The following is an 11,813-nucleotide window of genomic DNA, read 5'->3' on the forward strand; positions in this document are numbered from 1 at the left end:
ATGGAAATAACAACCGAAAAGGATTCTAAATATAATAACCTGGAGAAAATGCCCTTGCTGGATATCCTCCGGAACATCAATAACGAAGACAAGAGCGTACCCCTGGCGGTGGAGAATGCGATGGAACAGATAGAAGACCTGGCCACTATCGTAACCGAAAAGATGCGCATCGGCGGCCGCCTGTTCTACATCGGCGCAGGAACCAGCGGCAGGCTGGGCGTGGTTGATGCTTCGGAATGCCCGCCAACCTTCGGCGTGCCCTACGATTGGGTGGTAGGCATTATTGCCGGCGGTGATACGGCGATTAGAAAAGCCGTAGAGTTTGCCGAAGACGACCGCCAACAAGCCTGGAAAGATCTAATGGAGTTCGACATCAACGAGAACGACGTAGTGGTAGGCATAGCAGCATCGGGCACCACGCCCTATGTTATTGGCGGCTTGCAGATGGCCAACGAGCATAATATCGCCACCGGCTGCATCGTATGCAATGCGAAAAGCCCGGTAGCGGCCGAGGCGCAGTACCCGGTAGAAGTAATCGTTGGTCCCGAATTCGTGACCGGCAGCACCCGCATGAAAGCAGGCACCGCACAAAAGCTGGTTTTGAATATGCTGAGCACCAGCGTAATGATACAGCTTGGCCGCGTAAAGGGTAATAAAATGGTGGATATGCAGTTAAGCAACAACAAACTGGTACACCGCGGCACCCGCATGGTAATGGCCGAAACCGGCCTCGACGAGAAAACAGCAGCCAAACTTTTGAAAGAGAACGGTAGCGTGAGGAAAGCGGTGGAAGCAAGTAAAAAATGATGTGCAAATTTCAGATGTGCAGATATGCAAATGAGGAAACAGATGTGCAGACGTGAAAATGAAAAAATAGATAATTGAATAATTAATAAATGGTGCCGTTGACAGATAGATATGCAAGGTTAATCTGCACATCTGAAATCTGCACATCCGAGGCTTATGCACGAGATAGAACCATATTACAAATGGCGCGATGATTATGTAGCATCAGAAGACGAGTATTCGCCTTTTTATGCTACGCAATACAACGAGTTTGAATTTGATAAACAGATATACAATTACCTGCTGCACCCGCAGTGGGATTCGTTCGGCTCCAACACACTGTACCTGAAAGTGCTTTTTGTTGATTACGACCGGGGCTACAGCATTATAGAATTCATAGGCGAATGGAACGATGCCATCAACAACGACATTATGCTGCTGAAGCGCGAGATACTGGAGCTGATGATAGACCAGGGCATCAATAAATTCGTGCTGATAGGCGAGAACGTGCTCAACTACCATCATTCAGACGATAGCTACTACGAGGAATGGTTCCAGGATGTGGAAGATGGCTGGATAGCGGGCGTAAACTTCCAGGACCATGTGATAAAAGAATTCAAAAACAGCAATATCGATTACTATATCAACTTTGGCGGTCAGCTGGATGAGCTGCAATGGCGCACCCTAAAACCAGTGCAGGTTTATAAAAAGGTAGAAGAGCAGCTGATGAAAAGATTGAATTGAGACGCTGTTTAAAAATGTTTTATTTTTTCGTAGAGGCGCAATATTTTGCGTCTCCCGCCATACAAAACGGATTGGCAGGATGGGATCTGCATAACGGAGACGCAAAATATTGCGTCTCTACGGGGATTCTGCACCTGGAATCAGCCTCGGTTAAAACGAATTATATTTTTAGATAGCTTCTAAGATGGGCAAACCGGTAAAAATTGCAGGCATTATATTTATCGGTTTTGTGCTGATAAGCGTCATATGTTCTTTAATGGGCTATACTTTAGTTATCCCCTTATCGCAAAACAACCTGGATAAAACAGTACCGACCTTAAAAGTCGGTCAGCAACTAAACCCATTTGCGGGTTTTGATTTTACAAAGGGCGATTGGCAAGCATATATTGTAGTTTCTCCTTCAGACCTCCCCGACCTGCATCCCTCTATTCCACATCACGGATGCCTAAAAACCAGCGACAGGAAAGTTTTGATTCGCATGCAAAAGGACTGGAAGTTTAAAGCCAACGGCGGGGATATGGCCACCGTTCAAAGCACATTCTATTTGGTTAGGAACCATAAGGTGATGTTTGAATCGGGTATCGTGTTGGATAAGCAAAGGCAGGGGCTTCAAAACCCGCAATATGGCTGGATGGAACCTGTGGATACAGCGGGAATTATAAACACTTGTAAGCAATTTAAAACGGTGTATTGGCCAATTGTATTCCTATAGCCATAAACTACAATTGTTGTTATCAAAATACAACAATTGTAGTTTATGTATCGTTTCAAGTTTACTATATTCGTATTAAATAAATCAAAAAATAAAATGGAAGGTAATATTCGTAATTACGTTTACGACGAAGTAAGCCACGTAGAAAACGCGGAAGCTTCGCGCAAGTTCATAGCTAATGTATTCATGTGGATGTTCGTTGCACTGGGCATATCGGCCGTGTGTACATACACTTTTGCGTTCATCCCCGAGTTGAGCGGCTTGCTGCGCAACAACATCACCGGGCAAACCAGCCTACTGGGCTATGTGGTGATGTTTGCGCCGCTTATCTTTATACTGGTAGCAAGGTTTACCTTCAGCAAGCTTAGCTTCGCATCGCTGGCCCTTATATTCATTGCTTTTTCTGCAGTGATGGGCATCAGCTTAAGCTATATCTTTTACGTTTATTCCATAGGCACCATATCAACAACATTCATTACCTCCTCAATAGTATTCGGTGTAATGGCTGTTGGCGGTTACATCACCCATCAGGATCTGACCAAATTCGGCTCTATCCTCATCATGCTGTTGGTGGGCATTATCGTAGCCACGTTGCTTAATGTATTGATATTCCACAGCGGTGCGTTCAATTTGCTCATCAGCTACATCGGCGTGGCCATATTCGTGGGCTTAACCGCTTACGATGTACAGAAGCTGAAACGCATCGGCGCAGAAATGGATGGCGATGCTTCCGCAGGTAAAGTGGCTATCATGGGTGCCTTAACTCTTTACCTCGATTTCGTGAACCTGTTCTTGTTTCTGTTGCGCATATTCGGCAACAGAAGATAAGTAATATCGCTGAGATGATTTTGAAAGAGCCGCCTTGTGCGGCTTTTTTTGTTTGAGAGGAGTGAAATCGTAATAAACGCTTTGCGCCCTTTGTGAAAAAACTTTGTGTCCTTTGTGGTAAAATTAACCACAAAGGACACAAAGCAAGAAACACAAAGAGCACAAAGCTAACGTCTTTTAATTCCTAAAACCGCTTTATCGTTTCCGTAAGATGTGCCAGGTGGTGCCTGCTGTGCCAGGCGTAAACGGCCAAAGCTTTTTTAAGCGTAATGGTCTCGCCCGATGCCGGGTGGAAAAAGGTCATATCCCATTGCTCTTCGGTAAAGCTCTCGAAAAGGGCTACCATATGCATGTGTATACCCTCCAGCATTCTTAAGGATGGTTCTATAGGCATGCGGTAATCGGGCAGCAGGGCCCAGTCGCCTTCTTCGTAGGGTTTTATGGTGGGGTTATCTTCGGTAAGCGCAAGTTTAAAACGGATGAGCGAATTCATGTGGCTATCGGCCAGGTGGTGCACAACCTGGCGCAGTGTCCACCCGCCGGTGCGGTACTGGGTATCGAGTTGTCGGTCGGCAAGGGGCATAATGGCGTTGCGTACTTTGCCGGGCAGGTTGCGTATCTCGCTTATCCATTTACGTTTATCTTCGGGGATATAGGAAAGAGGGGCTACGAATTTGCCTACGGGGTAACGCATCTGCTCGTCTGTCATGGTTTATGAAATTTAGTTTTGGGCAATAATAATTTGATGCATCCATAAGGATTTGCCCTAAATTAGCGTTTTGTACTTGTTTTGTAAACTGATGATAAAAAAATTATTAACGCTGCTCTTCGTACTAGCCTCTGCCACCACCTTTGCCGATACAATAAAAACCGACGTACTGGTTGTTGGCGGCGGTGCCAGCGGCGTAGCGGCCGCCATACAAAGCGCGCGCAGCAACGTAAAAACCATGCTGATAGAGCAGGGGCCCTGGCTGGGCGGCAGCATGACGGCCGGCGGCATGTGCATACTGGAAGCCAACCGCAACCTGCCCAACGGCTTTTACGGCGAATTCAGGGAACGTATCAAAAACTTTTACAAGGTGAGATTGGGGTATGACACCACCTTCAACGCCGTGCTCAACTTCGAGCCATCGGTTGGGGCATCTATCCTCAAAAAACTTACCGATACCGTCAAGAACCTTACTGTGCGATTAAGCACGCCTTTCACCGCTATCAAAAAGGACGGCACGGGCTGGGAGGTAAGCATTACTGTAAACGGCAAAACCGATGTGATAAAGGCCAAAGCTGTTGTTGATGCCACCGAATATGGCGACGTGGCCACCATGGCGGGAGCCCTGTTCAATACCGGTTTCGATAGCCGCAAGGAAACCGGCGAGGTGCTGGCGCCGGATAATGCCACCAACCAGATACAAGACATCAGCATGATTGCCATACTGAAGGATTATGGCCGAACGGCCGACAAAACCATTGCCCGCCCCGATGGCTACGAACCATCGCTGTATGCCTGCCTCAAGAAAATCGATATCAAAAGGATGCTGAAGGCCGGCGCGCTCATCAACGATAAATTCATGATGAACTGGAACGACTGCGCCAACCAGTACTCCGTAACTTCAGACGACCTATCGCCCGAAAAACGGGGCGAAACCTTCCGCAAGGCCCGCCTGCATACTTTAGGAGCCATCTACTACCTGCAAACCGAACTGGGTTACAAAAACATAGGCCTTGCCGATGAGTTCCCCACCCGCGACCACCTGCCGCTTATCCCCTACATCCGCGAAAACAAACGCGCTTACGGCGAAGTGCGCATGGTGCTTGATGATATTTACACGCCGTACGACAGGGGTTCGCGCCTGTACCGCACCTCAATTGGCATTGGCGATGCCTTACCGGGCCAACATTACATCGTGCCTGGTGCGCCAAAAATAAAGTACCCGCCCTTCCCGCCGTACTCGGTGCCGCTGGGTGCCATCGTGGTAAAGGATGCCGTGAATTTGTTTGTAACGGAGAAGGCTATGTCGGTAACGCATTTGGTAAACGGCAGCATTACCGACCCAGCCGTGCAGATGGCCCTGGGGCAGGGCGTAGGCGCTTCGGCCGCCTGGTGTGCATTCTTCGGCAAAACGACTAAGGAACTTGATGTACGTAAAATACAGGACGAGGTACTCATTTACGGCGGCTCGGTAATGCCCTTCAGCGATATCCCAAAATCCGACCCGGCGTACCGCGCCGTACAACAGGTGGGTTGTACCGGCATGCTAAAGGGGTTCCGCACGGTAACGGGCACTACGGCACAAATGCTGTTTAAGCCCGATACCACCGTTTATACAGATGAAGTAAAACCGTACCTGAACGAGATATACACCCGCTCGTTTTTGTGGTTCAACAAAACGCAGCCGGGCGATGATTTTACAGTGGGCAACCTGTTATCCTACATCAGCGAAATGTCGCTCACCGACCCTGAAACCCTGGAACGCATCATGCGCGCCAACTGGAAAAGCAAGTACAACTTTACCGTAGCTTTCGATACCAAACGCCCCGTAACCCGCCGCGAATTTGTGGTGCTGGCCAATAAATACCTTAATCCCTTTGCACGCAAGGTAGATTTGGCCGGGAAGATGATTAATTAGGGTTGGAGAACAGAGGGTGGAGGTTAGGGCAAAAATGCACTTTTTGCTATCGTGAGTGATTCCATATGGGCTCCCGCATACTGAAGTTATGTATTATCTGTCTTCAATCTCATGGCCCAGTTCGGCGAAGAACTTCTTTAATAAAACATAAACTTTAGCATCTGCATTTATTTCAGAAAACAATCTCGTACCCATATATTGGCAACCAAGGCAAATATTTAATGTAGAAATGATGCGCCTGTCGCTATCATAAAATACGATGGCATCCCTGTATACCGGGGCACACAACCATGCCGGTACATCAACAGGCTCTATGCTCAAAATGCCCATTAATTCGTCAACTTTATTTTCTGTCCGTTTAAACGTATGTGTTTTTATGCTTGAAGGGTGAAAGCCGCCATCGGCACCGATTAAATATTGGGTAGTGTTTAAAATTTTTAACAACTTATACCTTTCTTCCTGTTCCCCGGTAAGTACATGTTTTGCTTTTCGGGCTTGCAATGCAAAATATTCCTTTGTGTCCGCCGCGTGGTAAGCTTCAAATTCAGATCCCCGTTGGAAAGAATAGGTTTCGATGTAATCAAACTTTAATTGCTTGATATAATCAGGAGAGTTGGTGTATGTATATAAGCCTGCCATTGATGTTTTAATTAATTACCTAATACATTCTGCATATAGCGCAAGGTATTGCCGGGCGGTATCATCCCAATTGTATTTGGCGGCATGGGCTATGGCCTTTTCTGCACCGTTGTTTTGATGGAAGTGCCGCATCCCCTCATTAAAAGCTTTTCGCATGTCTTCCGGGTCGAAACATTCGAAATAATAGGCCGCATCGCCGGCAACCTCTGGTAGGGAAGTGTAATTGGAGCAAAATACCGGCTTGCCAAAATGCATCGCCTCTATTACGGGCAGGCCAAAACCCTCGGCTACGGATGGGAAAACAAAGGCTTCGCAATTGCTGTAATACCAGGCTTTATCGGCTTCGCTTATGGGGCCGGTAATGGTTACCCTATCTGCGCAGCCGTGCTTTTTTGCCGCTGCCACAATCTCTGCTTCGTAAGGCGTTTTAATGCCGGCTATCACCAGTTCCATATCGTTCCCGGCAAGCAGGGCGGGCAGCACCGCGAAGTTCTTTTTTGCGGATATGATGCCGATGGCAAACAAAAAGGGCTTCGTTGGAACGTACACCGGGCTATGGCCGGGCGTTGTTTGCAGCTCATCGGCCCCGTTGTATATCACGCTTAATTTATCTTTAATCTCCGGGAAATACTTCAGCACATCGTTGGCTGCAAACTGCGATATGGCCACCACCCTGTCGCAATGCCTAATATGCCCCCCTAGCTTTTTGAGGTAATAAGCCTCAGCTTTGCTGCCCGGCGCTTCGTGCACGGGGTTGATATCGTGTATGGTGAGTATTTTTTTGCCTCGCACTTTGGCCGGGGCCAAACGAGGTAGTTGGTCGGTAAAGTGGAACAGCTCGATTTTCGCCGTATTGAAATAAAACAGCTTATGGTATTTTCGGAGGCGTATTATGGGCACCTCATCGCCGTCGAACTCCGTAGTTTTGGGGTGCAGGAAAAAGTTCAGGTGGAACCTATCGGCATTATTCCGCAGCAACGCCCGCCCCAAACTTTTCCCAAAATGGAATAGCCCGGTATTGGGGTACCGCATCGAATCAAAAGCGACTAATACTTTCGGCCTGCTCATATCCATCGACTTATTTTAACGGCAACCGCATCTACTGTAATATCATCCAAACCCTCGCCTATGCTTTCCAGGTATTCGGCTTGCGGGCCTAAGGGCCCCCAGCGTTGGGCTTTCATGGGCCGCACGCCCGGATACAGGCCCAGAGCGTGTACACCTGTGGCAGCGGCTATATGCAAAGGCCCGGTGCTTGCGGCTAACAGGCCATCGGCTTTAGCAATAAAGGCAATCAGTTCGTCCAGGCTCATTTGCCCGGTTACATCGTTTACGTTTGCAGGTAGCGTGGCAATCCATGGTTCAAGCAGGGCCTGCTCTTTGTCAGACCCCGTAATAAAGATGTTGAACTTATCGGCATCCAATTTTTCGGCCAATGCCTTGAATTTATTAAGCCCCCATTCCATAGCACTGCCGTGCGATTTGGGGTGCAGTATCAGGTTGAATTTATCTTTAGCCAGCAAGTTTTGCAAACGGGTGGGCAGTGTAATAGTCGGCACGAAATGATTATGGCTGATGATATCCGCCAGCGATGGCACGGCGGCAAAGCCCAGTGGTTTCAACAGGGCGAGGTTCAATTGCGCCTCGTGCAGGTCAGATTTTTTGCGGCTCAGCCTTACCAGCTTATTGCAGGTATGCCAATGGAAGAGCCTGTTGGTGGTACCTATCCGCATGCCTATGCCTGCCTGTTTGGCCAGCGCGGCAACGTGTTTATTGGGGAACACATGGATAATGGCATCAATGTTCTTATCGCGCAAAAAAGCCTGTTGCTCTTTATCGCCTAAATTTAAAAGCGCTGTATAATCTATAAATTCGTCAACAAAAGGATTGCATTTGATAACCGGCCCCGTATAGGCACGCCCAAGGAACGATACCCTGGCCTGCGGATACAACTCCTTTAAGTAAGCGGCCATAGGCAAGGTAAGTATCACATCGCCAATGGCATCGGTACGGCTGATGAGCAGGTGCTTCAATTTATTTTATAGCTTAAAAACAGTTAAAATTATTCTATTTCAGGCATTATCGCTTAGCTGGCCGGTGTACTTAAAATACTTTTGCAATACCAGCAAAGCTATCAGGCGCTCTCGTTTTTTATTTAAAAACTGCTTAACGTATTGGTTGGCGTTGCCGATGATTTTCTCCGCTTCGGCGGGACGGTTCAAATAATATTTAAGCTTTTCTTCCAGGTCTGTATAATCGTCTTTTATGGCAATGTAATGGTAGCCGGGTATCAGCCGCCCCTCCATAAACCAGGTTTCGTACTTAGGCGTGGGCATTACCGCGACCGAATTGGACGACATAATCCACTTTAAATTGGTGGCCACATCGTTCCCTTCCAGGCTCAGGATAAACTTATAGTTTAGGTGTTCTGCTATGCTGATTTTGGGCATAAACCACTCCATATTGCCGCCCGTTTTATTCACCTGCCCCAAATTGCACAGCGGATGGCCAAAGTACATTTCCATAAAACGGGTGCGGTGGGGTTGAGTCATCACCCCGCGGCCTATCAGTAAATCCTTTTTCTCCGCAAACGACAGCGCATCTTTCACAAAAACAAAGTGCCGCCTCTTATCCAGGTTCAGCAGTATGGCATTGGCATTATTGCCCCCTACCGGCCTGCTTTTTTGTATGGACGGTGTGGCCGCAACGTGCGTTACATCGCCGAACAGGAAATTCGCCCGCAAAGTTTTATCGAAATACCGCGTATATTCATAGGTATCGAAGTTATAGGCTTTGGGGCTCTTGAACATTTGCATATCTTTTATGCAAATCGTTTCGTTGCCCTCAACCGGCGTAAAGCTGCTCAGTTTGTTATAATAATCAACCCTGTCCAACACCGCCGCCGCATCGTATTTATCGATCTCCTGAAGCCTTTCCCGAAGGGATTTTTCGTACAGCACCGCCGGGACCGCCTGCCTCAGGATGTTTTTTGCATAGTAAAAAACAGTCGCTTTTTTTAATTTGCCAATAAACGATAGCCCGTTAGCCTTCATTCCATATAGCCAGCTTTTAAAGGGCTACGGTGCAAATATACTTATATCGGCATCCATACTTTTTAAATAGGCAATACTTTTGTTACTTTATAGCCAACGCGCATGGCAAACCCAATAATACATACTACCCCCGGCATTATCGACTTCCGTAAGGTTGCTCGCCAGCTTACTGTGGTTGAGAATAACCTGCCGGGTGCTACAGAATTGCTGAAATCGCTGCGTTACGCCGATGTGCCCGTAACCGGCATTACCGGCCCTCCCGGCGCGGGCAAAAGCACCCTGGTGAATGCCATCATTAGCAAGTTACTGGATAAAGGTAAAAAAGTGGCCGTTTTGGCAATTGACCCCTCATCGCCTTTCAACTTCGGCTCGCTGCTGGGCGATAGGATACGCATGGCCCCCCATTTTAACCACCCCGATGTATTTATCCGCTCGCTGGCTACGCGCGGCTCCCTTGGGGGCCTCTCCGCAAAAACCATCGAAATGACGGATGTGCTGCGCGCATCAGGTTTCGACCATATTATTGTTGAAACCGTTGGCGTGGGCCAATCTGAAGTGGAGATTGCGGGCCTTGCCGATACCACCTTCGTAGTATTGGTGCCGGAAGCCGGCGACGAGATTCAGAACATCAAAGCTGGCCTGATGGAGATTGCTGATGCTTTCATCATTAACAAAGCCGACCGCGACGGTGCCGACCTCTTCATCAACAACCTCAAAAAAATCATCCACCAAAAAGAAGGCGCACCTATCCCCATCATACGCGCGGTGGCTACGAAGGATGAAGGGATTGATGAAATAGCTAAGCTGATAACCTCTGGCGCTAACACAACAAACAGCCGTCGCGAATTGCTGCTGACCCAAAAAGCATACAATCTCATCCAGCAAAACCGAATGGCCGGGGTAGACAAAAAAAAGCTTCAGCAAGATATTGCCGAAGCTTTGAAAGAGGAAGGGTTTAACCTGTATTTGTTTATTGAGGGCTATGCCCGATGAGTGGTTGATTAAGTGAGTGGTTTAAACTAATCAACCACTCACCTAATCAACCACTCTCTAACTATTCATTATCTCTTCAATATGCTCGGCCTCTACCGGGATATCGGCCATCAGGTCGATATTGCCGCCTTTGGTGATGAGGATGTTATTTTCCAGCCTTATGCCCAGGCCCTCTGCGGGGATATAGATGCCCGGTTCGCAGGTAAGGATGTTGCCCACCTCGAAAGGCTTGTAGCGGCTGGCATAATCGTGCACATCCAGCCCTAAATGGTGCGATGTGCCGTGCATAAAATACTTTTTGTATAGTGGTGCTTTGGGGTCCTGCTTGGCTACATCGTGCTTATCCAGCAGGCCGAGGCCAATCAGTTCGCTTTCCATCACCTTGCCTACCTCATCGTGATATTCGTTCCAGATGGTGCCTTCTACAATCATGGCCGTGGCGGCTTTCATTACGCGCAGTACGGCATCGTACACCTCGCGCTGGCGCTTGGTAAAGCGGCCGTTAACGGGTATAGAGCGCGTCATATCTGCATTGTAGTTAGCATACTCGGCGCCAAAATCAAGCAATATCACATCGCCATCTTTACAGGGCTGGTTGTTTTCTACATAGTGCAGCACATTGGCGTTGTTGCCCGATGCGATGATGGGGTTGTAAGCATGCCCTGTAGCCCGCTGGCGAACAAACTCGTGGATAATCTCCGCCTCTATCTCATACTCGGTAACACCGGGTTTGGTAAACTTAAGTACGCGCACGAATGCATCGCGCGTAATGCTGCAGGCTTTAGCGGTAAGCTCAATTTCAATATCTGATTTTATTACCCTCAGGTCGCGCAATATGGGTGCCGAGCGTTCGTAATGGTGCAGCGGGTATTTCAAGCGCAGGGCCTCGTACATCCGCAAATCGCGATAAGGTACAGTATGCACGTAGCGGTCGTTCTCGTTGGTGTTGATATAAATACTTTCGGCGTAGTTGATGATGCCATGCAAAACCGAATCATAATCCTGTAGCCAGAGCACGGTTTGTATGCCCGATGCGGCACGTGCCTCCTCCTTGGTGTACTTGTGTCCTTCCCAAATGGCAATGTGTTCGCTGGTTTGTCTTAAAAACAGTACTTCTTTGTATAACGGATTAGGACAATCGGGAAACAAAACCAAAATACTTTGCTCCTGGTCTATACCCGACAGGTAAAAAAAATCGGGGTTTTGCTTAAACAGGAAACTTTGGTCTCCGCTACGCGGATATTCGTCATTTGAGTGGAAAATAGCTATAGCGTTGGCCTTTAGTCGCGAAACGAAACTTTTTCTATTTATTGTAAATAGCCGCTCATTTACAGGTAGATATTTCATTATTTTAAAATATATATTTTAATAAAAACAAATTATTTTTATTATTTGTAGTAGTAATTGTGAATTTTGGAACAAAGTTTGGTA

12 protein-coding genes are annotated in these 11,813 nt (G+C 47.7%); 6 read left to right on the plus strand and 6 right to left on the minus strand.

What is annotated here, in order from left to right; translation table 11 throughout:
- From murQ to AC1DYT_RS19330, 4 genes are all read left to right on the plus strand, one after another.
- Positions 1–807, plus strand: a complete 807-nt coding sequence (gene murQ, locus AC1DYT_RS19315; RefSeq protein WP_477471164.1) for an N-acetylmuramic acid 6-phosphate etherase — start codon at positions 1–3, stop codon at positions 805–807.
- 156 nt (positions 808–963) lie between these two features.
- The gene (locus AC1DYT_RS19320; protein ID WP_477458093.1) at positions 964–1,530 is read left to right on the plus strand and encodes a hypothetical protein; all 567 of its coding nucleotides are present in this window, start codon (positions 964–966) and stop codon (positions 1,528–1,530) included.
- Positions 1,531–1,714: 184 nt separating this feature from the next.
- Positions 1,715–2,242, plus strand: a complete 528-nt coding sequence (locus tag AC1DYT_RS19325; RefSeq protein ID WP_477471165.1) for a hypothetical protein — start codon at positions 1,715–1,717, stop codon at positions 2,240–2,242.
- A 96-nt stretch (positions 2,243–2,338) separates the two neighbouring features.
- The gene (locus AC1DYT_RS19330; RefSeq protein WP_477471166.1) at positions 2,339–3,070 is read left to right on the plus strand and encodes a Bax inhibitor-1/YccA family protein; all 732 of its coding nucleotides are present in this window, start codon (positions 2,339–2,341) and stop codon (positions 3,068–3,070) included.
- Positions 3,071–3,254: 184 nt separating this feature from the next.
- On the opposite strand, the gene AC1DYT_RS19335 is transcribed toward AC1DYT_RS19330, so the two are convergent.
- Positions 3,255–3,779 (minus strand): YfiT family bacillithiol transferase, encoded by a 525-nt coding sequence (locus AC1DYT_RS19335; protein WP_477471167.1) that lies wholly within the window; start codon positions 3,777–3,779, stop codon positions 3,255–3,257.
- Between the two features lie 91 nt (positions 3,780–3,870).
- Between AC1DYT_RS19335 and AC1DYT_RS19340 the strand changes: the two genes are divergently transcribed.
- On the plus strand, positions 3,871–5,697 hold the full coding sequence (locus AC1DYT_RS19340; protein WP_477471168.1) for an FAD-dependent oxidoreductase: 1,827 nt from the start codon (positions 3,871–3,873) through the stop codon (positions 5,695–5,697).
- A gap of 93 nt (positions 5,698–5,790) precedes the next feature.
- On the opposite strand, the gene AC1DYT_RS19345 is transcribed toward AC1DYT_RS19340, so the two are convergent.
- The 4 genes from AC1DYT_RS19345 to AC1DYT_RS19360 are packed head-to-tail and all read right to left on the minus strand — an operon-like array spanning position 5,791 to position 9,389.
- Entirely contained in the window at positions 5,791–6,336 is a 546-nt protein-coding gene (locus AC1DYT_RS19345; protein WP_477471169.1) for a hypothetical protein, read from the minus strand.
- A gap of 15 nt (positions 6,337–6,351) precedes the next feature.
- Complete coding sequence (locus AC1DYT_RS19350) at positions 6,352–7,404, minus strand: glycosyltransferase family 4 protein (RefSeq protein WP_477471170.1); 1,053 nt, start codon at positions 7,402–7,404, stop codon at positions 6,352–6,354.
- Positions 7,401–8,369: a glycosyltransferase family 9 protein gene (locus AC1DYT_RS19355; protein ID WP_477471171.1), complete on the minus strand. Its 969-nt coding sequence runs from the start codon at positions 8,367–8,369 to the stop codon at positions 7,401–7,403. Before AC1DYT_RS19355 ends, AC1DYT_RS19350 begins: the two co-directional genes overlap by 4 nt.
- 39 nt (positions 8,370–8,408) lie before the next feature.
- Positions 8,409–9,389 (minus strand): glycosyl transferase family 90, encoded by a 981-nt coding sequence (locus tag AC1DYT_RS19360; RefSeq protein WP_477471172.1) that lies wholly within the window; start codon positions 9,387–9,389, stop codon positions 8,409–8,411.
- A 102-nt stretch (positions 9,390–9,491) separates the two neighbouring features.
- Here AC1DYT_RS19360 and meaB point away from each other — a divergent pair, with 102 nt between their 5' ends.
- Positions 9,492–10,382 (plus strand): methylmalonyl Co-A mutase-associated GTPase MeaB, encoded by an 891-nt coding sequence (meaB, locus tag AC1DYT_RS19365; RefSeq protein WP_477471173.1) that lies wholly within the window; start codon positions 9,492–9,494, stop codon positions 10,380–10,382.
- A 57-nt stretch (positions 10,383–10,439) separates the two neighbouring features.
- Here meaB and AC1DYT_RS19370 read toward each other — a convergent pair whose 3' ends face one another.
- Complete coding sequence (locus AC1DYT_RS19370; protein ID WP_477471174.1) at positions 10,440–11,729, minus strand: aminopeptidase P family protein; 1,290 nt, start codon at positions 11,727–11,729, stop codon at positions 10,440–10,442.
- Positions 11,730–11,813: the final 84 nt, after the last annotated feature.

It is taken from the genome of Mucilaginibacter sp. P1_D10 (assembly GCF_056406215.1).